25 protein-coding genes are annotated in these 22,878 nt (G+C 70.3%); 11 read left to right on the top strand and 14 right to left on the bottom strand.

Going from position 1 to position 22,878, the window contains the following annotated elements; all coding sequences use genetic code 11:
* Positions 1–142: 142 nt before the first annotated feature.
* Complete coding sequence (locus CSIV_RS00845) at positions 143–328, bottom strand: hypothetical protein (RefSeq protein ID WP_077049547.1); 186 nt, start codon at positions 326–328, stop codon at positions 143–145.
* Positions 329–607: 279 nt separating this feature from the next.
* Here CSIV_RS00845 and CSIV_RS00850 point away from each other — a divergent pair, with 279 nt between their 5' ends.
* Both CSIV_RS00850 and CSIV_RS00855 read left to right on the top strand, forming a co-directional pair.
* Positions 608–1,630, top strand: coding sequence for a TerC family protein (locus tag CSIV_RS00850; RefSeq protein ID WP_077049548.1), 1,023 nt, complete (start codon positions 608–610; stop codon positions 1,628–1,630).
* A gap of 110 nt (positions 1,631–1,740) precedes the next feature.
* Positions 1,741–2,706, top strand: a complete 966-nt coding sequence (locus CSIV_RS00855; RefSeq protein WP_077049549.1) for an LLM class F420-dependent oxidoreductase — start codon at positions 1,741–1,743, stop codon at positions 2,704–2,706.
* A 35-nt stretch (positions 2,707–2,741) separates the two neighbouring features.
* Here CSIV_RS00855 and CSIV_RS00860 read toward each other — a convergent pair whose 3' ends face one another.
* From CSIV_RS00860 to CSIV_RS00880, 4 genes are all read right to left on the bottom strand, one after another.
* Positions 2,742–3,575, bottom strand: a complete 834-nt coding sequence (locus CSIV_RS00860) for a helix-turn-helix domain-containing protein (protein WP_077049550.1) — start codon at positions 3,573–3,575, stop codon at positions 2,742–2,744.
* Positions 3,572–5,701, bottom strand: a complete 2,130-nt coding sequence (locus tag CSIV_RS17785; RefSeq protein ID WP_083734913.1) for a right-handed parallel beta-helix repeat-containing protein — start codon at positions 5,699–5,701, stop codon at positions 3,572–3,574. The genes CSIV_RS00860 and CSIV_RS17785 overlap by 4 nt, the downstream gene beginning before the upstream one ends.
* On the bottom strand, positions 5,694–6,974 hold the full coding sequence (locus CSIV_RS00875; protein ID WP_139340562.1) for a glycosyltransferase: 1,281 nt from the start codon (positions 6,972–6,974) through the stop codon (positions 5,694–5,696). Before CSIV_RS00875 ends, CSIV_RS17785 begins: the two co-directional genes overlap by 8 nt.
* 73 nt (positions 6,975–7,047) lie before the next feature.
* The gene (locus CSIV_RS00880) at positions 7,048–8,028 is read right to left on the bottom strand and encodes a hypothetical protein (RefSeq protein WP_077049551.1); all 981 of its coding nucleotides are present in this window, start codon (positions 8,026–8,028) and stop codon (positions 7,048–7,050) included.
* Between the two features lie 40 nt (positions 8,029–8,068).
* Between CSIV_RS00880 and CSIV_RS00885 the strand changes: the two genes are divergently transcribed.
* On the top strand, positions 8,069–8,890 hold the full coding sequence (locus tag CSIV_RS00885) for an endo alpha-1,4 polygalactosaminidase (RefSeq protein WP_077049552.1): 822 nt from the start codon (positions 8,069–8,071) through the stop codon (positions 8,888–8,890).
* A 64-nt stretch (positions 8,891–8,954) separates the two neighbouring features.
* On the opposite strand, the gene CSIV_RS00890 is transcribed toward CSIV_RS00885, so the two are convergent.
* The 4 genes from CSIV_RS00890 to CSIV_RS00905 form a co-directional block, all read right to left on the bottom strand.
* Entirely contained in the window at positions 8,955–9,443 is a 489-nt protein-coding gene (locus CSIV_RS00890; RefSeq protein WP_077049553.1) for an FBP domain-containing protein, read from the bottom strand.
* Between the two features lie 258 nt (positions 9,444–9,701).
* Positions 9,702–10,079: a PPOX class F420-dependent oxidoreductase gene (locus CSIV_RS00895; protein ID WP_083734914.1), complete on the bottom strand. Its 378-nt coding sequence runs from the start codon at positions 10,077–10,079 to the stop codon at positions 9,702–9,704.
* Positions 10,073–10,615, bottom strand: a complete 543-nt coding sequence (locus tag CSIV_RS00900; protein ID WP_077049554.1) for a 2'-5' RNA ligase family protein — start codon at positions 10,613–10,615, stop codon at positions 10,073–10,075. Before CSIV_RS00900 ends, CSIV_RS00895 begins: the two co-directional genes overlap by 7 nt.
* Before the next feature lie 7 nt (positions 10,616–10,622).
* Entirely contained in the window at positions 10,623–11,000 is a 378-nt protein-coding gene (locus CSIV_RS00905; RefSeq protein WP_077049555.1) for a DoxX family protein, read from the bottom strand.
* Between the two features lie 171 nt (positions 11,001–11,171).
* On the opposite strand from CSIV_RS00905, the gene CSIV_RS00910 reads away from it, so the two are divergent.
* On the top strand, positions 11,172–11,465 hold the full coding sequence (locus CSIV_RS00910; protein ID WP_077049556.1) for a hypothetical protein: 294 nt from the start codon (positions 11,172–11,174) through the stop codon (positions 11,463–11,465).
* A 36-nt stretch (positions 11,466–11,501) separates the two neighbouring features.
* Here CSIV_RS00910 and CSIV_RS00915 read toward each other — a convergent pair whose 3' ends face one another.
* Positions 11,502–11,840 (bottom strand): DUF7882 family protein, encoded by a 339-nt coding sequence (locus CSIV_RS00915; protein ID WP_077049557.1) that lies wholly within the window; start codon positions 11,838–11,840, stop codon positions 11,502–11,504.
* 201 nt (positions 11,841–12,041) lie between these two features.
* Between CSIV_RS00915 and CSIV_RS00920 the strand changes: the two genes are divergently transcribed.
* Positions 12,042–12,497 (top strand): MarR family winged helix-turn-helix transcriptional regulator, encoded by a 456-nt coding sequence (locus CSIV_RS00920; RefSeq protein WP_077049558.1) that lies wholly within the window; start codon positions 12,042–12,044, stop codon positions 12,495–12,497.
* A 6-nt stretch (positions 12,498–12,503) separates the two neighbouring features.
* On the opposite strand, the gene CSIV_RS00925 is transcribed toward CSIV_RS00920, so the two are convergent.
* A complete protein-coding gene (locus CSIV_RS00925) occupies positions 12,504–12,824 on the bottom strand; it encodes a DUF7882 family protein (protein ID WP_077049559.1) in 321 nt (106 codons plus the stop codon).
* 204 nt (positions 12,825–13,028) lie between these two features.
* On the opposite strand from CSIV_RS00925, the gene CSIV_RS00930 reads away from it, so the two are divergent.
* Both CSIV_RS00930 and CSIV_RS00935 read left to right on the top strand, forming a co-directional pair.
* The gene (locus tag CSIV_RS00930; protein WP_238592314.1) at positions 13,029–13,997 is read left to right on the top strand and encodes a glycoside hydrolase family 6 protein; all 969 of its coding nucleotides are present in this window, start codon (positions 13,029–13,031) and stop codon (positions 13,995–13,997) included.
* 136 nt (positions 13,998–14,133) lie between these two features.
* Positions 14,134–15,111, top strand: a complete 978-nt coding sequence (locus CSIV_RS00935) for a response regulator transcription factor (RefSeq protein ID WP_175627532.1) — start codon at positions 14,134–14,136, stop codon at positions 15,109–15,111.
* Positions 15,112–15,191: 80 nt separating this feature from the next.
* On the opposite strand, the gene CSIV_RS00940 is transcribed toward CSIV_RS00935, so the two are convergent.
* Positions 15,192–16,667, bottom strand: a complete 1,476-nt coding sequence (locus tag CSIV_RS00940; RefSeq protein WP_077049560.1) for a glycosyltransferase family 2 protein — start codon at positions 16,665–16,667, stop codon at positions 15,192–15,194.
* A 148-nt stretch (positions 16,668–16,815) separates the two neighbouring features.
* On the opposite strand from CSIV_RS00940, the gene CSIV_RS00945 reads away from it, so the two are divergent.
* Positions 16,816–17,895 carry a hypothetical protein gene (locus CSIV_RS00945; RefSeq protein WP_077049561.1) on the top strand — a complete coding sequence of 360 codons (1,080 nt, stop codon included), beginning with the start codon at positions 16,816–16,818 and terminating at the stop codon, positions 17,893–17,895.
* 19 nt (positions 17,896–17,914) lie between these two features.
* Here CSIV_RS00945 and CSIV_RS00950 read toward each other — a convergent pair whose 3' ends face one another.
* Positions 17,915–18,724 carry a fructose 1,6-bisphosphatase gene (locus CSIV_RS00950; protein WP_077049562.1) on the bottom strand — a complete coding sequence of 270 codons (810 nt, stop codon included), beginning with the start codon at positions 18,722–18,724 and terminating at the stop codon, positions 17,915–17,917.
* Between the two features lie 177 nt (positions 18,725–18,901).
* Here CSIV_RS00950 and CSIV_RS00955 point away from each other — a divergent pair, with 177 nt between their 5' ends.
* Both CSIV_RS00955 and CSIV_RS00960 read left to right on the top strand, forming a co-directional pair.
* Positions 18,902–20,569, top strand: coding sequence for a sensor histidine kinase (locus CSIV_RS00955; protein ID WP_083734916.1), 1,668 nt, complete (start codon positions 18,902–18,904; stop codon positions 20,567–20,569).
* Positions 20,566–21,684, top strand: coding sequence for a hypothetical protein (locus CSIV_RS00960; RefSeq protein WP_077049563.1), 1,119 nt, complete (start codon positions 20,566–20,568; stop codon positions 21,682–21,684). Before CSIV_RS00955 ends, CSIV_RS00960 begins: the two co-directional genes overlap by 4 nt.
* Here the strand turns inward: CSIV_RS00960 and CSIV_RS00965 are convergent, their stop codons facing one another.
* Complete coding sequence (locus tag CSIV_RS00965) at positions 21,685–22,323, bottom strand: hypothetical protein (RefSeq protein WP_077049564.1); 639 nt, start codon at positions 22,321–22,323, stop codon at positions 21,685–21,687.
* Positions 22,324–22,598: 275 nt separating this feature from the next.
* Between CSIV_RS00965 and CSIV_RS00970 the strand changes: the two genes are divergently transcribed.
* Complete coding sequence (locus CSIV_RS00970; RefSeq protein ID WP_077049565.1) at positions 22,599–22,853, top strand: hypothetical protein; 255 nt, start codon at positions 22,599–22,601, stop codon at positions 22,851–22,853.
* The last annotated feature ends 25 nt before the right edge of the window (positions 22,854–22,878 follow it).

Below are 22,878 nucleotides of genomic sequence, written 5' to 3' on the forward strand. Positions count from 1 at the left end.
AGCGCACCCCTCACCCCACGCGGGGGCGTACTGTCGTCTCACCCAGCCCCGGCATCGCCGGCGCGGAGGCGCCTCTCACGGCGCACGACGTCCCCGTCCGTCGAGCCACTCCCCCACCCCGGCTCCGGACGGGGTTCGTCGTTCAGCGGTCCTCGCCGTAGGCGCGGATGCTGCGGACGTCGTCGTTCAGATCGTCTTCGGCTGCGTCGTCGCTGACGGCCGCGTCGGCCGCCCGCTGCTGCTTCGCACCGGCCTTCTTCTCCTCGGGCGCCGCCTCGGTGGCGCCGTCCATCACCGGGGCGTCCTGGGTGGGTTCGCGATCGTCCATGGGGTCCTCCTCGATCCGGGTCCTCTCGGCATCCTGTCGGCGGGTCGGATGCCGGACCGGGGGGTTGCGTCCGGGACGCGGCCGTGCTGATCGACTCTCAGAGGGCGCGCGGCCGCATCCTGTCAAGCTCCGGTAGGATGGAGCCCGGCAAGGGGAGTATTCCCACGCGACGATCCCGTCAATACGGTCCACGCCATCGTGGACCCGGGGCGTCGGCTCGCTTCGCGAGTGGAAGAGACCTTGGTGTTTCGACGTACACCAAAACCCTGGGAGGCCCGCGTGGGTGTGACCCCGCTCATCTGGATCATCACGATCGCCGTGACGATCGCGTTCTTCGTGTTCGAGTTCTTCGCGCACGTCCGTAAGGCTCACGAGCCGACCATCGGCGAGTCGGCGCGGTGGTCGGCGTTCTACATCGGCCTGGCGCTGCTGTTCGGCGTCGGCATCGGCGTCGTTTCGGGCTGGACGTACGGCGGCGAGTACTTCGCCGGGTATCTGACCGAGAAGGCGCTGTCGATCGACAACCTCTTCGTCTTCCTCATCATCATGACCGGCTTCGCGGTGCCGAAGAAGTACCAGCAGAAGGTGCTGATGATCGGCATCGTGATCGCTCTGATCATGCGCGGCGCCTTCATCGCCGTCGGTGCGGCGCTGATCGAGAACTTCTCCTGGATCTTCTACATCTTCGGCGCGCTGCTCCTCTTCCTCGCGTACCGCCAGGCCTTCTCGCACGGCGAGAGCGACCCGGCCAACGGACGCTTCATGCGGTTCGTGCGGCGCGTCCTCCCCGTCAGCGAGGAGTACAACGGCGACAAGCTCACCGTGCAGAAGGACGGCAAGCGCTTCGTGACCCCGATGCTCCTCGTCATCGTCGCGATCGGCTTCATCGACCTCGTCTTCGCGATCGACTCGATTCCCGCGATCTACGGTCTGACGAACGAGGCGTATATCGTCTTCACCGCCAACGCGTTCGCCCTGATGGGTCTGCGCCAGCTGTACTTCCTCATCGGCGGCCTGCTCGAGCGCCTCGTCTACCTGTCGCAGGGACTGGCCGTCATCCTGGCGTTCATCGGTGTGAAGCTCGTCTTCCACGCGCTGCACGTCAACGAGCTGCCCTTCATCAACGGCGGTGAGCCGCTGCTCTGGGTGCCCGAGATCCCGATCTGGCTGTCGCTGCTGTTCATCGCCGCCACCGTCGCGGTGGCGACCATCGCGAGCCTCGCCAAGACGCGGAGGGATGCCGAGAAGAAGCGCCGCGACCTGTTCGAGGGCGAGAAGGTCATCCACGCCCCCGAGGACTGACCCTCTCGACACCGGGCGGGCCCGCGGCGCATGCCGCGGGCCCGTTGCCGTATCCGCCCCCGGAGCGCAACCCCGCGGGCAGCGGCCCGCGGCCGACCTACCGTGACCGCATGACTCGTTTCGGATACACCCTCATGACCGAGCAGAGCGGACCCCGCGAGCTCGTGGACTACGCCGTCGGCGCCGAGCGCGCCGGGTACGACTTCCTCGTCTCCAGCGACCACTACTCCCCCTGGCTGACGTCGCAGGGTCATGCGCCCTACGCGTGGACCGTCCTGGGGGCCGTCGCGCACGCCACGACCGACGTCGAGCTGATGACCTACGTCACGTGCCCGACCATCCGGTACCACCCGGCCGTCGTGGCGCAGAAGGCAGCCACCCTGCAGCTGCTGTCGGACGGGCGCTTCACCCTTGGTCTCGGATCGGGCGAGAACCTCAACGAGCACGTGGTCGGCGAGGGCTGGCCGGCCGTCCACGCGCGCCAGGACATGCTCGTCGAGGCGATCGAGATCATCCGCGCGTTGCACACCGGCGACCTCGTGACCTACGACGGGGAGTACTTCCGCGTCGACTCGGCCCGCGTGTGGGATGTCCCCGACGGAGGTGTGCCGATCGGCGTCGCCGTGTCGGGCGAGCATTCGATCGAGCGGTTCGCGCCGCTCGGCGACCACCTCATCACCACCGAGCCCGAAGCCGACCTCATCCGCGGGTGGGACGAGCACCACGACGGCGCCTCACGCAAGATCGGTCAGATCCCGATCAGCTGGGACCCGGACAAGGATGCCGCGATCGCTCGCGCCCACGACCAGTTCCGGTGGTTCGCCGGCGGCTGGGCCGTGAACTCCGACCTGCCCACTCCCGCGGGGTTCGCGGGAGCGTCGCAGTTCGTGCGCCCCGAGGACGTCGCGGACTCCATCGCCTGCGGCCCGGACCTCGACGAGCTCGCCGAGAGCGTGCGCCCCTTCATCGACGCCGGCTTCACCGACATCGCCATCGTGCAGGTCGGCGACGAGCACCAGCAGCGTTTCATCGACGAGGTGGCCGCCCCGTTGCTGGAGAAGCTGCGCGCGCTCTGACATCCCGCCCGGTCGCGCGGTCGGGCCCGTGGGGCTCAGACCGCGTGACCGGTCTCGCGCACCCACTGCTCGAGACGCCACGGGGGCACGCGGAACACGCGGGCGACGTCGGTGATCGCGTGATGGCCTTCGATCACGGATGCCACGGCGAACTCCTGCAACGAGCGGAAGTTCCGCCCGGCCAGCGGACCCACGCGCAGGTCGGCGAAGGTGCGGGGCGCGGTGGCGGCTCCCGCACCGGGCGCGACGAACACGTACGCCGACGCGCCCTGCATCCCCCTCTCGGCGGCGCGCTGATGCACGCGCGGGGCGACCGAGGGCACGTGCGGAGGCGGGACGGGTGCTCCGTACTCCGCGGGGGTCGGCGGCGGGCCGACGGGGTGCGCCGCGGGGGGCGGGGACGTCTGCCACGGAGCCGGCGGCAGCGCCGCGGTCCCGGGGGCGATGTGCGGCGAGAACCCCGCCGCGGGGAGTCGTTCGGCCGGGGGCGGAGGTGCCGGCGCCGGCACCTCCGTTCCGGAGGTCATCCACGGCGCGGGCGGAAGCTCCCCACCCCAGATCACGGGGCTCGGCACCACGTGCGGACTTGAACTGGGTGCGTCGACCGCGTCCGACACCGGGGTGCGGGCGATGCCGTCGCCGAACAGATCCGACACACCGACTTCGAAGACGTCGGCGAGCGCCACGAGCACCGCCAGCGGCACCGCGGTGCGGCCCGCCTCGATCGATCTGATGCGCTGCTCCGACAGCGCGGCCTCGAACGACAGCGCCGCGACGGACATGCCGCGCGCCAGGCGCATGGCCCGCACCCGCTCACCGAGCGTGTGCAGGACGGCGTTCAGGCGATCCTCCTCGTGCTCCTCGGTCATCGACGACTTCCTCCCACAGTCGGGTTACGCGCTGCCTCCTCGACCCACTGTTGCAGTCGCCACTGCGCGATGCGGAACAGACGCGCGATGGTCGGCACCGAATAGCCGCCTTCGAGGACGGCCGCGACGGCGAACTGCTGCAACGAGGCGAAGGTACGCCCCTCCAGCGGACCGGTACGCAGGTCCGCGAACGAGCGCGGTCGGTGGTGCGCCGGACGCGGGCCGAGCGTCGCGGACGGCGCGGTCGGGCGGGACTCGGCCCACGCCGCGGGGGCGGCCGGTGCCGGGGCGGGGCCGCGCCATCCGGTCCCGGGACGAGGTGCCGCCGGCGCCGGGGTCGGAACGGGCTCGCGCCGCACCTGATCCGGCGCCACCCCTCCCGAGGTCGGGTCGTCGGCGCGATACGCGGCCACCTGCTCCTCACCGTGGCGCAACAGCGCCTCGTGCAGCAGCCGCCGGAGCTTCTGATGCTCTCGACGGCGACGCCAGAGCACCGGCAGGCCGATCGCCGGGACGAGGAGGACGAGCGCCCACATCCACATCATCGGGTGCTCGTTCATCCACCCGACCCACGCCCACTGGAACGTCCAATCGGTCTGGACGTTGCCCTGCTGCATCGTGCGGGATCCCGACCACGACGCCACGACGTCCTGACCGACGCCGTGGAAAGTGTTCCCGGTGATGTCCGCGCGTGCATCCTCGGAGAGCTCGACAGCGAATCCGGAGGCCACCCGCAGATCGTTGTCGCGGACGATCACGGCCGCTCCGGTCAGTTCGAGCGCGATGCGGCGGCCCGCGAGCCGGGAGTCGGACACCGTGGCATCCGTGATCCGCCCCGAGACGTCCAGACCCCGGAGGTCCGACGAGGAGAGGTCGGCATCGGCCACGGTGAGCCCGGTGGACGGACCCTCCACGAGGACGGCCGTGCGCGTCTCGGACACCTGGGTACCCCGGATCTCGGTCGCGTCGGTGGAGATGACGCGGACTCCGCCCTCGCCGCTGTCGCGCACGTGCGAACCGGTGAGCGTGAACCCGTCGGCGGGGCTCAGCCCGTACCCGCCCGAGGTCGGACCGGTGGCGAGCGCGGAGCCGTCGATGCGGATGCCCCAGCCCGCGGAACCGTCCACGGTGGAATCGGTGATCTTCGTGCCGGTGGACTGACGGGAGACGGAGACACCGTCGCCGCCGGAGCCCGTGATCGTCGTCCGTTCGATCGTCGTGTCGGAGGCGCCGTTCGTCACCTCCACGCCGGTGAGCGTCGAATCCTCGATCGTGGTGTCCTGGATGCCCGCTTGCGTGGTGTCCGAGAAGAACACCCCGTAATGCAGCCCGGTGATCTTCGTCGAGACGATTCCTGCGGACGCGCGATCGTCCCCGGTGCCCGTGACGGCCAGACCGCCGGTCCGGCCGCTCCAATAGCCGAGGTCGCGGAACTCCGCGTGGCCGATCACGAGCAGCCCGTCGCGGGCGCGCACGTACGCGCGGCCGTCGTTCTCGTCCCTGTCGGGTGCCGCCGCCGCTTCGTCCCACGACGTGAACGCGAGCGGATCGTCCTCGCCACCGAAGACCCCGAGGGTGCCGCCCCAGACGACGATGCTCGTGGTCCCCTCCGCCGAGCTGAGCATCCGGACCGTTCCGCCGCCGTAGAAGTCCAGCTCGGCACCGCGACGGACGACGACGTTGCGGACGAGGGTGAGCGTGCGGTCGTCCTCGACGCGCAGCGCGCCGAGGGCCTCGAGATCGGCGACGGTGTACCCCCACCGCTGCCCGTTCTGAGGGGCGAGCACGACGGTGTTCCACTGGTCGGCGAGCGCCGGGTCCCCGGGCGCCAACCCCGCCACGGCCGTCAGTCGCTCATCCTCGGCGGCGACGAGCTCGGCGGGGGTCTTCGGAGCAGCCGGGGCGTCGGTGGTGTCGGGCGAGGGAGACACCGCCACGACCGGCCCCGTCGGCGCCTCGGCACGAAGCCACGGCAGGAACGTCCCGGTGTGGACGAAATTGCCCACGAGCACGACCGCGGCCACGAGAACCACCACCGCGACGACCATGATCACCCGAGCCACCCCGCGGATGGCCGGATGCGTGTCGCCGCGTTCCAGCGCGGTCAGCGCGCCGTCGTCATCCACGGGAGCCCTCCCCGTCGGGCGAGGACATCAACCCGACGCTCTGCGCCGACTGCCCCTCGCCGCCCAGGCTCGCCTCGGACTGTCCTTCGCCGCCCTGGCTGTCCGCGGACCGCGTCAGCCACCCCTGCTTGTTCATCGTGAACAACGCGTACACCTTGATCGGCAGCGAGACGAAGATGATGACGACCGTCACCAGGGGCAGCAGCACGATGTCCTCAGGACGACGCCACAGGTGCGCCATTCCGCGGATGCCACGACCGACGAACATCCACACGATCGCGAGGATGATGCCGAGCGTCGGATTGTCGGCCCGCACCGCGAGCACGATGTAGGCCAGCGCGACGAACATCGTGAACGGCGTCAACAGGATCTGCATCATCGTGATCTGCGAGATGAGCGGCACCTTGAACACCCACCCGTTGCGGATGGCGGTGAGGTAGCACCGGTACGAGTTACGGCTCCAGCGCACCCGCTGCTTCACGAACGCCCGGAAAGTACCGGGGAACATCGACAGCGCCCGCGCGCTGTCCTGGTGGGCGACACGGAACCCCTGCGACAGCACGAGCCACGTCATCCGACCGTCGTCTCCCGCAACGCACTCCTTGCCGAAGAACATCTCGTGCTCGAGGTCCTCCACGCACGGCTGGATCACGGACGTCCGGTAGGCGGCGGTGCGGCCGGACGCGCAGATCACCCCGCCGAAGCGGCCCATCGCCGGGGCGTAGTCGGTGCAGCGCAGGTCGATGATCCAGTCCGCGACGCGACGCCACACGCTCGACTTCGGCAGGTAGACGTTCTGCCGAGTGCTGACCGCACCGACGGCCGGGTCGATGAAGGGCATCTGGACGGCTTCGAGCATGCCGTCCTCCCATGCGGTGTCGGAGTCGACGAACACGATCAGTTCGGTGTCGACCATGCGGATGCCGACACCCAGCGCCGAGCGCTTCCCCCGGTGCCGGAACATCACGACGTCCACCGTCGGGATCCTCAGCGCCTCGATGCGCTGCTGGGCCTCCACGTCGGCGACGTCGAGGACGATGATGATGCGCGACGGCCCCTGCCGCACCCACGTCTGCAGACACCGCAGCAGCACGTCGGGATCCTCGTGGAAGGACGGCACGACGACCGTGGTCGTGGTGCGGTAGTCGTTGCGCACCGGGCGCGATGTGGCCGCCAGGAGCTTTCGGACGATCCAGAAGCCCCACGACACGATGCCCAGGTACCCGAACGGCAGCAGCCACATCAGCTGCTCACCGAATGACCCGTGGCCCACGTCTTCTCCCCTGCGTGCGGCGGATACGCCGAATGACGGCCCGGGGAGGACAGTGAAGGTTACCGCGTCCGTGTTACGTGCAGGCGACGTCGCTCAAGGACACGCCCGTTGCGACCGTGTTCCCGCAGGCGACCGTGTTGCCCGCCTCCCGGGCGGCCCCCACGACGGCGACTCCCACGCCCCCGGCACCCGGACGCAGGACGTTCGCCGCGAGGACGTTGCCCGACCCCCACGGGGCCAGGATGACGTGGATGCTCACGGCATCCACCCGACCCTCGATCGTGTTGCCCTCGATCCGCCAGTCCGCGCCCTTGAGGTCGACCGCGCTGTCGACCACGGCCGCGGCGCTCGTGGAGAGCGACGAGTCGCGCACGATCCCGCCGGTCGTGCCCTCCTTGACGTCGAGCGCCTCCGCGGTGGTGTCGCGCACGATGAGACCCGAGAACGAATTGCGATCGCTGCGGTCGGGATCGCACGCGGTGTAGCGGCACCAGTTCGACTCCGCGGAACCGACGTAGACCCCCTCGCCGAACTCCGGATCCGTCAGGCCGGTGCGCTCGATCGTGACCGAACGCACGGTGTTGTCGGCGCTCCCGGTGCGGAGGTGCAATCCCTCCTGTCCCACATCCGAGATCGTCAGACCGCTGAGCGACGAGTGGGTCGTCGCGTCGAGCACGACGCCCTTCTGCCCGCCCCGCACCGCGAGGTCGCGGACGTCCCAGTACGCGGCGCCCTCCAACTGCAGTGCGTACCCGCCCGCGACGTCGCCGCCGTCGAGGACCGTGCCCGTCGTGCCGCACAGCACGATCGGAGCGTCGGCCGTCGCGACCGCCGTGGCGCGGAACCGTCCGTGGTAGACCGACGGCGCGAGTTGCAGCACGGCTCCCGGTGCGGCCGCGTCCAGGGCGGCCTGCAGGGCGTCCGCCCCCTCGCCCACCGCGACGGCTCCCGGGGCGCAGGGCGCCGAGGGCGCGACCGGCACCGCGGGAGCACACCCCGAGAGCGTCACGGCGCACGCGGCGACGGCGATCAGGGCGGTCCGGCTGCGGTTCATCGCGTCGAGTATCCCAGGCGGCGAACCGTAGGGTGGACGCATGCCGCGTGCCGTGCTCTTCGTCGCCGTCGCGGGGCTGGCGCTCCTCCTCGCCGCGTGCGGCTCGGACGATGCCGCGCGCACGCCCGACTCGCCGGCCGCCTTTCCGACCGACGCGCGGGTCGACTACCAGCTCGGGGCGCCCTATCCCCCGGCCGACGGCGTCACCGTCGTCGTCCGGGACCGCACCGCCGCCCCGGCGGACGGCCTGTACTCGGTCTGCTACGTCAACGCGTTCCAGACCCAACCCGGCGAGAGTGCCGAGTGGCCGGACGGGACGCTCCTCGAGCGCGATGGAGAGCCGGTGGTCGATCCCGATTGGCCGGACGAACGCCTCGTCGACACCTCGACCGAGGGCACGCGCGCGCGTGTGGTGGAGCACGTCGCGCCCTGGATCCGCGGGTGCGCGGCATCCGGGTTCCAGGCGGTGGAGTTCGACAACCTCGACACGTTCACGCGCACCGACGGTGCACTCTCCTTCGAGGACAACGCCGCCGTCGCCGCCGCGCTGGTGGCCGTGGCGCATGACGCCGGGCTCGCCGCCGGCCAGAAGAACGCCGCCGAGTTCGCCGACCGGCTCCGGGATGCCGCGGGCTTCGACTTCGCCGTGGCCGAGGAGTGCGCGGCGTACGACGAGTGCGCCGCGTACACGGACGTCTACGGCGCCCACGTGATCGACATCGAGTACACCGATCAGCTGCCCCGACCGTTCACGCAGATGTGCGCCGACGAGGCGACGCCCGCGGCGACCGTGCTGCGCGATCGACGACTGTCGACACCCGACGCGGCGGAGTACGCCTTCGAGAACTGCCCGGCCGGCTGACCGGGCGGGAGCGCAGGTCGACCCGCGGGGAGCGCCCCGGACCGGACGGTCCGGGGCACTCGGGTCACCCGGCCATCAGGTCGCGGAAGAATCCGTCGACGTGCGTGCGAAGCGACTCGATACGACGATCCCGCGCCGCCTCAGCGTCGTGGCCGAGGTACGCGGGCGGATCGAGACGACGCACGTTCGCGGAGCATTCGAAACGCGAGCACAGAAGCGTGCCGACGGTGTTGCCGGCCTTGCCGGCGCCCCCGGCGCGCCGAGCCGAGAAGAACACGACGTCGTTGGGCAACGTCACGTCCGAGCACCACGAGCACTGCGGCCGGGACCGGGTGGGCTGCTCGGCCTGACGCAGCTGCAGGCCCACGGCGTTCCCGTCGATCTCGGCGACGATGAACCCCAGCAGCGGCGACTTGGGGTCGCGCCAGCCGAAGTAGTCGAGGCGGTCCCAGTCGCGTTCCGCGAGATCCGCGGGGAGGACGATCGCCTTGCGCTCGCGCAGCGAGACGTTGACGAAGCTGGATCGGACGGTGGATTCGGTGAGGGCGATCATGAGGGTCCCATCGATGGACCGGAAAGGCTCCGGTCGGAGGACGCCCGCGTCGTGCACGGGCGAGCGGAGGATGCCGCGCCGACGCACGTCGAACGCGGGTGGGCGCGCGACACCGAGGTCGCGCGACGTCGCCGCTCAGGCGGCGAGGGCCACGGCTCCGATCGCGCCTCTGCCGTCGGCGATGCGGACGCCGACGACCCCCTCACGCCCGAGGGGCATCGCGGGGGAAAGAGAGGACATGATTCGAGGGTACGCCGCTCAGGCTCGGAACGGGGCGGATCCGAGCACCCGCTCCACGGTCAGCTCCAACACCACCCGCTCGGGGTTCACGCGGGGCTGACGATAGCGCGCCGCGTATAGGTCCACGGCACGGGCGACGGCCTCGGGATCGTCGCTCACGCGGGCGGGACCCTCGAAGCTGATCCACCGGCTCCCGTCGACCGAACAGACCGACGCCCTCCCCGAACGCTCCGCGTTCACGAACTTCTGCGTCCCGCGCGAGCCGATGACCCGCACGACGCCCGCGTCGTAGGTGAAGCCCACCGGCACGGAGTGCACCCGACCCGAGCGACCCACGGTCGAGAGCGTCGCGAGGTGGTACTCGGCGAGGAAGGCCAGGGCGTCGTCGTTCAGCACGATTCCAGCGTGCCACGTCCGGCGAGGTGTGCGACCGTCCGGGTGGCGGCATCCCAGCGCCGGATGCCGATCGCGCGCGCTCCGATCGGCTCGCCGCCCTCGCCGCCCAGCGCGGCGAGCGCCTCGCCGACACGGTCGAGGGGTACGCGGCGCGCGAGCGTCACGTGCGGCGTCCACTCCCCCGGTACCGTGTGCGGCGCGTCCTGGCCGGCACCGGCGAGAGCGTGCACGGCCGCCTGCAGGCCGAGCAAGGCGGCGCTCGGAACCACCGAGCGTGCGATCACGCGTGTCCGACCGGTGCCGAAGAGCACGGGGGCGCCGAGCGTGACAGGAAGAGGGAGCCGATCGGACAGTCCGTCCGCGGCGAGGTCGGGAAGGGACGGGCGCACGAGCAGCGTCACGTGGGGGCGGTTGGTCGGACCGGTGTGCCGGGCCTGACTGGGCAACCCCGCCGAGGCCAGGACCGCCCACTCGCGACGGATGGCGGCGTCGGCATCCGCGTCGAAGACGAACTCGAGGCTGACGACATCGGTCATCGTCGGATCAGCGGGTCGACCACCACGCCGCGGCGACGAGCACGGGCTGGAAGAACAGGCGCGCGAAACGGCGGCGGTCGGTGTCGAGTCCGAACGCCGAGCGCTTCTTGCGCCACTGGTCGACGTTGCCGGGGAAGATCGCGACGTAGAACGCCGCGAGCGCCGCGCCGATGCGCCGCCGCTCCCGGGGCAGCGCGATCAGAGCCACCCCGAACGCGATCTCGACGACCCCGGATGCCACGACCACGGCATCACGATCGAGCGGCCCGCGTTCCACGACCGCGTCGGGCACCTGCGCCTGGAAGTCGCGGCGGGCGAAGGTGAGGTGCGCCACTCCGGCGAAGGTCATTGCCAGGGCCAGGCCCCATCTCACGAACGGTCTCATGGCGTCAGGCTAGAGGCGCCCACGGGCGAGTCGGCCGGGCTTGACGGGGCCCCCGTCGGGAGTCGTCGCGTATCGGCGACGGGCGCTACGCGAAGCGCACCGGAAGCGCAACCCCCGGACGCCGAGCGCACGGGCCGATTGACTGAGCACACGTCGAGCAAGGAGGTGCCCATGACGCTCACGGAGAGCCCCGCCGCGGAGCTCGGCGGAATCGACCTGGACGCCCTCCTGGTGCGGGCGGCGACCGGCGACTGCGACGCTTTCGTCGACTTCTACGACGCCACGTCGCCCCGCGTGTACGCGGTCCTGCTCACGCTCACGCGCGACGCCGACACTGCGGCATCCCTCCTCGAGGGGATCTACGTCGAAGCGTGGGAACGCCTGCGCGGCCGCTCGGCACCGCCGTGTCCGGGGATGGAGTGGATGTCCGTCATCGCCCACCGGCACGCGTCGGGCCGACGGTGACATGACGGCGCCGACGACGCAGAGGATGTCCGCGCGTCAGGCGCTCCGGCGCGCGGCCTCGGCCGCCTCGGCGGGCGCGGCGACATCGAGGTCGATCGTCAGGCCGCTCGACGAGTTCGCCGAGTTGGCGTACGACTGCAGCAGCGCGGGATCGAGCATCTCGGGCTCGACCGAGCCGAAGACGAATCGGAGGGGGATCGAGGGCTGGATCCAGATCGTGCTGCGCCCGCCCTCTTCGCCGTCCGGGTGGCGCCAGGACATCGTGAAGCTCTCCCCGCGGCGGAGTTTGGTCGCGATCACGACCTTCACGTGCGCGAGCACTCGGTCCGGGATCCGGATCGGGCGCTCGGACGACCCGTAGAACAGTAGGCCCATGAGCATCTCCTTCCGGAGTTTCGACATCTCATATTTTACTAGGTTGCCTAACTATTGCCTAATGAATCACGCAGGAATATCCGGCACGCGCCAAGTTTCTTTTCTGTTCACCAGGGGCTACGCCAGGTCTATCGCATCGCTGAAATCTCGTTTGCCTAACTAGACTGTCGCATCGGGCGGCCGGACCCTTACAGGAGAGCCATGACGATCGTGACTGAAGACGACCCTTCGACAGTCGCCGCCCGCGCCGTCGAGAGACTGCGACTCGCCGAGGCGCGCCTGGCCCGACGGCGGCAGACGGACTGCGGACCCAGCGAGAACGCCCGTGCGGCGATGCGCCTGATCCTCGAGCGGGCCGACGAAGGCGCCACGGTGACCCCCACCGAGATCGCCCAGGCCCTCGCGGTCTCGACGGCATCGGTCACGGGCATGCTCGATCGGCTGGCCGCCGGCGGGCTCATCGGCTTCGTGGCGAACCCCGCGGACCGGCGCAGCAAATTCGTCGTCCCCTTCGACCGCGACACGGATGCCGACTCGATCGACCCCGTCACGGCCCGGATCCGCGAATTCGCGCTGGACCTCCCGCCCGGAGCGGCCGACCAACTGGCGGACTTCCTCGATCGCGTCCGCGAGGTCGTCGACGCCGAGTGCCGCTGAGCGGGTTCAGACGCGCACGGGCTCCACGGCATCCGGGTCGGGTTCCGCCACGACCGTGAGCCCGTTCGCCGAACTCGCCTCGTGCATGAGTTCGTCGACCCAGCGGCGGTTCACGTGCGGCGGACGACTGCCGTAGAAGTGGAAGACGAGCGGAATCGACGGGTGGATCCAGAGGGTGCGCGTACCGCTCCCGTCTCCGAGCGGGAAGTGGAACATGAACGGCTCGCCGCGGCGGAGCTTGTTCATGAACACGAGGCGCAGGTGAGCCAGCGTGCGGTCCTCGATGTCGAAAGAGTGACCGAGCGCGTCGTAAACCAGTTTGCCCACCCCGACAGCGTATCCGCTCCACCGACCTAACCAACACGGCGGGGCCGCACGCGTGCGGGGAATTATCGGATCGGGTCCAGAATCCGCGCCCCACCGCACGATCGGTCGCACACGACCGCCGCCCCCCGACGCTCGACTAAAGTCCTCAGAGTGGGGAGAGCGCACCGCCCGGGCCGTCGGCGTCGGATACCGCGGCCGGTCCTGGTGACGGGGGCTGTCGTGCTCGTCGTCGCGCTCCTGATCGGTATCGCCGTCGTCGGTTCGCTGGTGACCAATCTCTTCCAGACCCTGTCGGCCCGGCCCCCCGCCGTGGACACGCGGATCGTGACCCCCGATGAATCGAAGGCCGCGAAAGCCGCGGCGCAAGAGCAGTCGGGCTCCCCCGAGGCGGACGCCGCCGCGTGGCTGGCCGCCCAGCCGACGACCTACTGGCTGACCCCCGAGATCGACCCGGTCGACGAGGTGTGGGATCGCATCGCACACCTGGCGGCCGAGGCGCGCGACCAGGATGCCACCGTCTCCATCGCCGTCTACGGGCTCCCCGACCGCGACTGCGGCAATCACTCCGCCGGCGGGCTGGATCCGGACGCCTACCGCGAATGGACGGCGCGGATCGGCGATGCGCTGCGCAATGCCTCCGACGTACGGAAGATCGTCGTCCTCGAACCCGACAGCATCGCCCTCGCTCCGTCCTGCGGGTCACTCGAGGACCGGGCGGGATACCTGCGCACCGCCGTGGACAACATCCGCGGCGTCGACACGTGGATCTACCTGGACGGCGGCCACTCGGCGTGGCATCCCGCGACCGAGATGGCCGACCTTCTGCGCTCTACCGGCCTCATGGGCGACGTGCGCGGAGTCGCCCTGAACGTCTCCAATTACCAGGACACCGCGAACGAGTTCGCCTACGCCCACCAGCTCTCCGAGCTGCTCGGCGGAACGCACGCCATCATCGACACCTCCCGTAACGGCGCGGGTCCGGCCGGGGCGGAGTGGTGCAACCCCGCCGGTCGGCTCGTCGGAGCGGCCAGCGGCGCGTACGGCGACGGCGTGGTCGACACGACCCTGTGGATCAAGCCCCCCGGCGAGAGCGACGGCGAGTGCAACGGCGGCCCCGTCGCGGGAAAGTGGTGGCCGGATGCCGCCGTCGAGCTGACGCGCGAGAGCCGCTGATCTCACCCCTACGCGCCACGAGCTAACCCGTAAGCGCCACTAAGTATGTAAAGATGTGGCTCGGCCGCACTGCGGTCGCCGTGACTCGGGGGAGATCGCGGGCACGACATCCGTGCAAACCCGGAAGAGTGGTGGGATGAGCGACAGCACCGAGATGCTGAAGACGGCCGTGATCGTCGAGGACGACCCCGACATCCGCCACCTCCTCGTCGAGGTGCTCGAATCGGCCGGCTTCTCCACCGTGTCCGTCGGCAACGGGATCGACGGCGTGCGAGCCGTCATCGCCTATCAACCCCTCATCACCACGCTCGACGTGAACATGCCCGGGATCGACGGCTTCGAAGCCGCCCGGCGCATCCGCCAGCAGAGCGACACCTACATCGTCATGCTCACCGGGCTCGAAGAGGAGGCCGACGTCGTCCTCGGCCTCGGCGCGGGTGCCGACGAGTACGTCGTGAAGCCCTTCCGTCCTCGCGAGCTGCGCGCGCGCATCGAGGCGCTCCTGCGCCGCCCGCGCGCCGGAGGCGCCGCCGTCCCGGGTCCGCGCCAGGACAGCGTGGGGCCGTCGTTCCCGGCCGCGCGCCCGGCACCCGAACCCGTCCCGCACGTCGAACAGGCGCCGGCCCCCGCCGCACCCCTGCCGGGCACCCCGGTCGTCGTGCCGTCGTCGCAGGGCCCGGACCCGTGGTCCACGCCGCCGGGCAACGACCTGGCGACGCGCCCCGGCACCGACGTCGCGCCCCGCGCGCACGGGGAGCTGACCCCGACCGGCGGCCAGTGGATCGTCCACCGCGACCTCCAGCTCGATCCCGACAGCCGCATCGTCCGCGTCGACGGCCTCGAACTCGACCTGACCCGCACGGAATTCGATCTCCTCGCGACGCTCATGGAATCCAAGCGGCGCGTGCGCAGCAAGGCCGACCTCACACTGGTGCTCCGCGGCGAGTCCTACGTCACCAGCTACTTCGTCGGCGAGGCCGACAAGCGCGCCATCGAAGCGCACATGACGAACCTCCGTCGCAAGCTCGGCGACAACCCCGCGAATCCGCGGTACATCGAGACCGTGCGCGGCGTGGGCTATCGCCTCACGTCGGAGCTGTTGGCGGCCCCCTGACCGACCCCGGACATCACGGATGCCTCGACCCTCCCCAGGGCCGAGGCATCCGTTTTATCTCTGATGCGTTCGGGTCGCGATCAGACCTTGTATCCGTGGTGACGACGGACGAGCTTGGAGAACATGAGGAGGGTCTGCAGGACGGTGACGACACCGACGATGGGCCAGCCGATCCAGAGGATCGAGGACTGCACCATCGGGCCGACCAGCACCCAGATGACGGCGAGCGCGATCGCGACGGCGATGAGGACCACCATCGGAGCCCAGTGACCGAGTCCCCCACCGCGCTCCGCCTTGGCCTGCATCGCCCAGTTGTCGACCTTCTTCCGCGAGAGGAAGCGGGTCCACGAGCGGACGAAGTGGCTGATGCGGATCCACATGAAGATCTCGGCCGGGAAGAACAGCACGGCGAACAGGACGTCGGTGCGGTTGACCGCGGCCATCGTGCGCGCGATGCGCAGGTTCAGCAGCATCGCGACCACCGGCGGGATCAGCCACAGGGGCGAGAAGACGAAGGCGTTGATCGACAGCGACCCGGCGAGCAGGGTCAGGAACGCGACGCGCACGAAGAGGTTCGTCAACATGCCGAAGTTCTCGAACCACCGCAGACGCAGGTTGGGGTGGAACGGCTGACCCTTGGTGTCGCCGCGCTGCCCCGGCCACATGAGCTCGATGGCGCCGTAGGTCCACTTGACCTGCTGCGCGTCGTAACCCGAGAGCGTCGTCATGCCGCCCACATTGGCGCGGGCGTACGGGCTGATCTTCGTCAGGTAGCCGGCGCTCTTGATCTGCAGCGACAGCAGCGAGTCCTCGACCTCGGAGTCCTTCACCCAGGGCGTGACCTGGTGGTTCTGCTTCATCGCTTCGCGAAGGGCGTTGGTGGAGAAGATCGAGAACTGGCCGCCCAGCACCGCCATGTTGCGACCGCGCAGCAGGTTCTGCAGGTTGAACGCGGCGAACTGGGTGCGCTGACCCGCCGTCAGGAAGCGTGCCACGAGACCCTTGATCGGCTTGTCGTCGATCGTGTAGATCGCCGAGATGCCGCCGATGCGGGAGTCGGACACGGCCTCCGTCTCGAGGTACTCCACGGCCTTGCTGTCGGCGATGGTGTCACCGTCGACGCCGAGCAGGTAGTCGTACCCCTCGACCAGCGAGTAGCCGTAGTTCAGGGCGCCGACCTTCTTGTCGGGGTTCTTGCCGATGTCGTGGACGAACACCTCGGTGAACTGCTCACCGAGTTCGGTGGTGATCTCGTGCGGCCCGCTGTACTCGGAGGCGATCTTGACCGTCGCGTCGGAGGTGTTGTTGACGACGACGTGGATGACGTCGGGCACGCGGGTCTGGCCGAGCAGGGCCTCGATGACCTCCGCGATCGACTCCTCCTCGTTGTACGCCGGGATGACGCATCCGATCGTCGAGCGGTGCACCGTGGAGTGCTCCAGGACCGAGGCGAAGTCGTCCGGGAACGCGTGCTCCTCGACGACGGGACTCGCCGTGCCGCCCACGGGGTAGGTGAGCGCCCGGGTCTGGGGAGCGAAGCTGCGCGCATCGGTCATGGCGGTGTCTTCCTGTCGGAGGGGCGGCGGTTCAGCCGTGTCCCACTCTGATAGGTTCACCGCAAGGCAACAGCCGAACATGACCATCGTCCCCGCAAGGTTTCCTCAAGATTCCCCCGGGGCCCCGGCACAGGGAGAGTTCCGACCGATGGTCGTCCTCGACCTCCTCGCCGCCATCGCCGCGGCCTCCGTCGCGGGTGCCGCGCTGTTCCTGGCGCACGGCCGCCACGGAGACGACCGCGGAGGGCCGCGCGCCGAGCTCGTGCGGTACATGGGCGTCGCCGCCTTCTCGGCGCTGGCCTGCTCTCTCGCGAACGTCGCGGAGGTCGCCGGCGGCGGAACGTTCGCCGCCGCCGTGGGGAACGCGACCAACGTGGTGACGGTCGGGCTGGCCTGGGCGGGCGCCCGGCGCCTCAACGCGCGCCGCGGCATCGGGGCGGCCACGACGGGAGCCGTCGGCATCCTGATGCTGGCCGTCACCTTCGTCGTTCCGCTGGACGAGGCCACGCTGATCAAGACCGCGGGACTCGTGATCTTCGCCGCGCTCGCCTCCGTCGAGTTCGCGCGCCGACCGCTGAGCGACCTCTCCGGAACCCGCGTCCTGGTCGCCACCCTGGTCGTGTTCGGGACGTTCAACCTCTACCGGCTGGTCGTGGGCACCGTCGCCGGGATGTCGTCGGCGCTCTGGCAGCACACGACGTCGACGCAGATCACCACCATCCTCAGTGCGCTGGCCATCGTCGGGATGGGGTTCGGATCGGTGCGCCTGGGGCGGCAGCTCGACGACGACCCCTCACCGGGGACCCGCGCGCACGACCGTCGAAGCCTCCGCCAGGCCGCGGACGATCTCCTGCGCGCCCACGGGCGCGTCCACGTCGCCGTCGTCCGCATCCCGGAGATCGATCTGATCCGCGCGGCGCACAGCTCCGGTCGCGCCGAGGAGATGATCACGGTCCTCGTGGATGCCGCCCACGAGGCGCTGCCCGGATCCGCGGCCGGCGTCCCCGCGCGCGACACCGTCTTCGTGCTGCACGCCGGGTCGACGCCCCGCACCGAGGTGGAGGCCGGCGTACGGCGGACGTTCGCGGGGCAGATGCCGTTGATCGACTACACCGACACGCCCGACCTGACCTTCGAGCACCACGCCGTGGCGGACGTGCACGACCTCTCCCTGTTGATGGAGAGCCGTCGGCTGCGTCCCGGTTCGAGCGCGGTGCCCCACGCCTGAACCGGGGCTCGCCGGGCACTCAGCCCTGGTCGGTGGTCTGACCCCATCCGGGTGCCCGGCCGGTGCTGGTGCCGGAGTCGGTGGCCTGACCGGCGGCGGTGGCGCCGTCGGACTCGAAGATCGCGATGGGCAGGTACTGGTAGACCGTCTGCTGGGTGAACGACGTGTCGGAGTTCGCGGAGCCTTCGACGGCGATGTTCAGGGCGAACTCGAGCGTGATGCCGTACGTGTCGTTGGGCAGCTGGCGGATCGAGGTCGTGGGCACGAGCAGACCGCCCTGGAAGCTGTTCAGGAGCAGGCCACGGTCCGAGCGCAGGGTGTCCGTGGGGACGAGCGTGCGCGGGTCCGCGCTGAACTGGAACGGGTTCGACACCTGGCCGCCCGTCTGGGCGGTCTGAGAGGTGATGGACACCGAGGAGATGTAGACGCGACGCTTCTCGGTGAGCACCGCCTTCTCGTCGACGCGGTGGTCGTGCACGTTGAGCGCGAAGCCGAACTGCTTCTCGTTCGTCGTCGTCCACTCCATCGTGCGCTTGGGGTCGACGGCCCAGACGTCCAGGCGCAGCTCGAGACCGTCGGCGACCTCGGACGACAGCGACACCGACCCGTCATAGGTGAATCGGGAGTCGAACGGCATCGCGGATGCCGTCGACTGCGGTGCGGGGGTGGCGACGACGACCGACTGCCCGCCACCGGAGGTCTGGGCCTGGATGGCGTTGAAGGCGTCCACGACCTGCGTGCACCCGGAGAGGGTGATCGGGCCGCCCAGCGCGACGACGGCGGCGAGCGCGAGGGCTCGCACGGTACGACGGTGAGTGGAGCTGCTCACAGGTATCTCCCGGGTCTGAGGGCGCGGGTGCGCAGAGGTCGACGAGACGACCATCACGCTGCGGGATGCAGGCCTCAGGGGGAGTCTGACCGGACGACGCGACGGGTAGGACGCGAAGGGCGAGCAGAGACAGGATGGCGCGCAGAAGACTACACCATCGTCTATACACTCGATCACATGGCAGCCGTGAGGAGCGTTCCGCCGGCGTCGTCGCCGGTCGCTTCCGAGTCCGACGACGCGAGCGGACCCAGCAGCCGGACACGCTCGGTCTGGCTCCTGCAGCTGGTCCTCGGCGCGAGCGTGGTCATCACCGTCCTGCTCGTCCAAGCGCTCGAACCGTCCCTCTTCGCGGTATGGACGTTCTCCACCGGAGTGGGCGTCGTCATCGCGCTGACCGCGGTCGCCATCATGGTGCCCTGGCACCGACTGCCGCGGAATGCGGTCGCCCTCATCCCGTTCGGCGACATCGTCGGCATCGGGCTGTTGAGCTTCGGGACGGACCTGCGGTTCGGATTCTTCTGGGTGTTCCCGATCACGTGGATCGCCACCCACTTCGTCCTCAGCATGATGATCGCCTCGCTGGCCGCGGTCGGCGTCATCATCGTCGCGGACGCCTCGGTCAACGGCGCCGGACCCGCCACGGCACTGCGCCTGATCGTGGTGCTCCTGTCCCTGACGTTCATCGCCATCACGGCGTATCTGTCGTCGCGCCAGACGCGCGCGTTCAAACAACTCCTCCGACGCCAGGCCAGCAGGCTGCAGGGCACTCTGCAACGCGTGACCGGACAGGAACGTCGTGTGTCGCAGATGCTGAACGGTCTCGACACGGGCATCGCCCGACTGTCGGTCGACGGCGAGGTGCTCGCCCTCAACGACACGTACGTGAACCTCTACGGCATCGAGCGCGACGAACCGTCGCGGCCCGGCGGAGCCGTCGAGTACGCCACCCTGCGGGGCGAACCGCTGCCCGACTCGGAACGCCCGTTCGCGCGCGCGGCGCGAGGCGAGCAGTTCGAGGACGAACGGGTGTGGCTGTTCGACGCCCAGGGCGACTGGCACGCCCTGTCCGCGTCCACCCGGCGCCTGGTCTCGTCCGACGAGCCCGAGAGCACGCTCCTCATCGTCCACGACGTCACCGCCCTCATCGAGGCGGAGCGGGCGCGCGAGCGTCTCGCTGCGACCGTGTCGCATGAACTGCGCAACCCCCTCACAGCCATCATCGGCCACGCCGACCTGGCACTCGACGCCCCGGATCTGACGCCCAAGGTGCGCGAGCAGCTCGAGGTCATCGCGGGCGCCGGGGAACGCATGCAGACACTGATCTCCGAGATCCTGGCGAACTCCCGCGGGGTGTTCCGCGAAGAGAGGTCGGCCGCGACGGCGGACGCCAGTCGCATCATCGCCTCCTCGCTCGAGTCGTTCCGCCCGGCCGCCGCCGCGCGCCGCGTGAGCGTGACCGACGACCTCCCCCTCTCGGCCGAGGTCGTGGGCGACGGGTTCCGCCTGCGCCAGGCGTTCGACAACATCCTCAGCAACGCCATCAAGTACACCCCCGGCGGAGGGAGCGTCCACATCACGGGGCACGTCTTCGACGACCACGTCGAGCTCACGTTCGCCGACACCGGCATCGGCATCCACCCCGACGAACTGCCCAGGATCTTCGACCCGTACTTCCGCGCCCGCGCGGCACGCGAGAGCCCGACCCCCGGCACGGGCCTGGGCATGGGGATCGTCCGCAGCATCGTCGAAGAGCAGGGGGGATCGCTCGAGCTCGAGAGCGAGGTCGGGACGGGGACCACCGTGACGGTGCGTCTGCCTTCCCGGTCGGGGGCGACCGAGGCATGACCGCCCAGGAGACGCTCGCCAATCTCGGGCTCGCCCAGGCGACCGTCGCCACCCTGGCCACCGTGATGGTGATCGGTCTCGGCTTCCTGCACCGACCGTCCCGTGCCGCGCTCCTGTGGTCGCTGGCGTTCGTACTGGCGATGTCGAGCACGTGGATCTCCGTCGCCGGTTCCGTGGTCGGCGACGAGGCCGTCCGTCGCGCGGGACTCGGTCTGATGCTCGGAGCTCCCGCGCTCATCTGGTCGGGTTTCCGCGCCCGGCGGCACGTTCCGGCGCTGCCGTGGATCGCCGTGCTGCAGTCGATCGCGACCGCCGTCGCCTTCGTGCTCGCGGTCGACCCCCAGGTGTACGGGATGACGTTCCGCGTGGCCTTCCTGGCGGCGGCGATCTTCGCCGGGCTCACGATCGTCGAGGTCCGACGTGCCGCCGATCGATTCGAGCGACTCGCGCTGCCCCTGACCGTCGTGTCCGCCGGTTTCGTCGCCCTCGCCGGCGCGATCGTCGTGGCGGGTCTGGCGCTCCCCTCGAGCGCGCAGGACCTCACGCTCCCCCGCATCCTCAACGGCCTCGCGATGCTGATCTACCTCGTGTGCGCGACGGTGAGCGTCCTGTACTTCACCTCGGTCTCGCCCGTCGGGACACGCGCGGCGCGCTCGTGGCCGCAGTTCTCCGTGACCGCGGAGGATCGGCTCACCCGCGCGCGTCGGGCACAGGAGAGTTCCTGGAACGTGCTGGCGATCCGCCTCGACGACCCCGACCAGATCCGCAGCACGATCGGCGAGAACGGCTGGAACCGCATCACCACGGCCTTCGAGGCCGTCGTGGCCGCCACGCTCCCCGCGGAGGCCGACATCGGGCGTCCGGCGCGCGGTCGCCTGGTGGCGGTGGTCTGTCGCCCCGGGCCCGTGCTCCGCGAGCACGTGCGCACTCTCCTGCGACGGGTGACCGAGATGGATGCCGACGACTGGGCCGACCTGCAGCTCTCGGCGAGCATCGGGTGGGTGCCGGCGGAGTCGGCCTGGTACGACCTCGACGAACTCGTAGGCCGGGCGGAGGACGCCGCGATGACGGCGACGCGACTCGGCGGCGACCGGTGGGAGCGCGTTCGCGCGTGATCAGCCCGCGGGCGTGGCGTCGCGGGCGATGGCGACGGTGAGGGTGTCGCTGGCGGTCTGCTTGGCGAAGTCGCTCGAGGTCGGCGTCGTCTGAAGAAGGAACTCGTACGTGAACTGGAGCGTCACGAACGTCGCCTCGGCGGGGACCTCCCCCACGTTGAACGTCTGCGAGTAGCTGTACGGCGACAGGACCACGTAGCCGGGCGGGTTGCTCTGATCGACCTGCGGGGTCAGCGGCGCGAACGATTGCGTGGCATTGCCCGGCACGGCCGTCATCGTCGCCCTCTGCAGATAGACCTGCTGCCCGTCGTTGGGCGTGACGGTGGTGTCCATCGAGATGCTCACCGGCTTCAGCGCCGTCGCCGTCCAGCGGTCCATCGACAGCGTGGACCAGTACTTCACCGTCGCGGCGATGGCGCCGGCGGTCACCTTCTTCTCGGTGGAACCGCTGGAAAGGTCGTTCGGCACCGGCGTGGGAACCGGAGTGGTGGAGGCCGAAACCGTCGGCGAGGAGGAGGGCGTCGTCTGCCCACCGCCCTGCGCCCACGGCGGCGCGCCGCACCCGACCAGCGCGAGCAGCATCGTCCCCGCGCCGATCGCACCCAGCGCGGCTCGGCCGCGGCGCACCCGGTCCCCCATGAATCCTCCTGTGGTCTTCCGTCGAGTCTAGGCGGCGACGGGTCGCGAGGGCTCAGGGAACCACGCCCGGCCTCGGGCGTCGACGCCCGCGGCTGGGCGACGGATGGCGCAGACGACGCCGATCCTTTACGCAATCGAAACGCCGATCGGTGGCGCGCCGTGTACAGATGGGGGATAGTCGAAGAGGCGGATCCGCATCGCGCTGGGGGCGATCACCGCCGGCCCGTTGCACGCGACGTGCGCGGTCTCCCGTCCTCGACGCTTGTGGGTGCCGCATGAAGAACACGCTGGTCCGCTCCCTGGCCGCTGCCGCTCTGGCCGCCGGAGCCGTCCTGGCCCTCCCGTCCATCGCCCACGCGGCGGCGGACGGCTCCCCCGATGACACCACGACCCACGCCTCCGCCAGCGTCCCCGGCGGGGGCGCACCCGCGCTGGGGTTCTGGATCGGGGGCGGCGCTCTCGCGCTCGCGGGCGGTGCGATCGCCGTGGGCGCCACCGTCCGACGTCACCGGCACGATCTCGACGTCTGAGTCGCCGACGCCCGGCGAGGTACCG

The sequence above is a fragment of the Microbacterium sp. CSI-V genome (assembly GCF_001984105.1).
In the GTDB taxonomy this organism is placed as follows: Bacteria; Actinomycetota; Actinomycetes; order Actinomycetales; family Microbacteriaceae; genus Microbacterium.

Coding starts and splice junctions, on each gene's coding strand:
- CSIV_RS00845 (WP_077049547.1), bottom strand. CDS start 328: ATGGACGATCGCGAACCCACCCAGGACGCCCCGGTGATGGACGGCGCC.
- CSIV_RS00855 (WP_077049549.1), top strand. CDS start 1,741: ATGACTCGTTTCGGATACACCCTCATGACCGAGCAGAGCGGACCCCGC.
- CSIV_RS00860 (WP_077049550.1), bottom strand. CDS start 3,575: ATGACCGAGGAGCACGAGGAGGATCGCCTGAACGCCGTCCTGCACACG.
- CSIV_RS00880 (WP_077049551.1), bottom strand. CDS start 8,028: ATGAACCGCAGCCGGACCGCCCTGATCGCCGTCGCCGCGTGCGCCGTG.
- CSIV_RS00885 (WP_077049552.1), top strand. CDS start 8,069: ATGCCGCGTGCCGTGCTCTTCGTCGCCGTCGCGGGGCTGGCGCTCCTC.
- CSIV_RS00890 (WP_077049553.1), bottom strand. CDS start 9,443: ATGATCGCCCTCACCGAATCCACCGTCCGATCCAGCTTCGTCAACGTC.
- CSIV_RS00900 (WP_077049554.1), bottom strand. CDS start 10,615: ATGACCGATGTCGTCAGCCTCGAGTTCGTCTTCGACGCGGATGCCGAC.
- CSIV_RS00905 (WP_077049555.1), bottom strand. CDS start 11,000: ATGAGACCGTTCGTGAGATGGGGCCTGGCCCTGGCAATGACCTTCGCC.
- CSIV_RS00910 (WP_077049556.1), top strand. CDS start 11,172: ATGACGCTCACGGAGAGCCCCGCCGCGGAGCTCGGCGGAATCGACCTG.
- CSIV_RS00915 (WP_077049557.1), bottom strand. CDS start 11,840: ATGGGCCTACTGTTCTACGGGTCGTCCGAGCGCCCGATCCGGATCCCG.
- CSIV_RS00920 (WP_077049558.1), top strand. CDS start 12,042: ATGACGATCGTGACTGAAGACGACCCTTCGACAGTCGCCGCCCGCGCC.
- CSIV_RS00935 (WP_175627532.1), top strand. CDS start 14,134: ATGAGCGACAGCACCGAGATGCTGAAGACGGCCGTGATCGTCGAGGAC.
- CSIV_RS00940 (WP_077049560.1), bottom strand. CDS start 16,667: ATGACCGATGCGCGCAGCTTCGCTCCCCAGACCCGGGCGCTCACCTAC.
- CSIV_RS00945 (WP_077049561.1), top strand. CDS start 16,816: ATGGTCGTCCTCGACCTCCTCGCCGCCATCGCCGCGGCCTCCGTCGCG.
- CSIV_RS00955 (WP_083734916.1), top strand. CDS start 18,902: ATGGCAGCCGTGAGGAGCGTTCCGCCGGCGTCGTCGCCGGTCGCTTCC.
- CSIV_RS00960 (WP_077049563.1), top strand. CDS start 20,566: ATGACCGCCCAGGAGACGCTCGCCAATCTCGGGCTCGCCCAGGCGACC.
- CSIV_RS00965 (WP_077049564.1), bottom strand. CDS start 22,323: ATGGGGGACCGGGTGCGCCGCGGCCGAGCCGCGCTGGGTGCGATCGGC.
- CSIV_RS00970 (WP_077049565.1), top strand. CDS start 22,599: ATGAAGAACACGCTGGTCCGCTCCCTGGCCGCTGCCGCTCTGGCCGCC.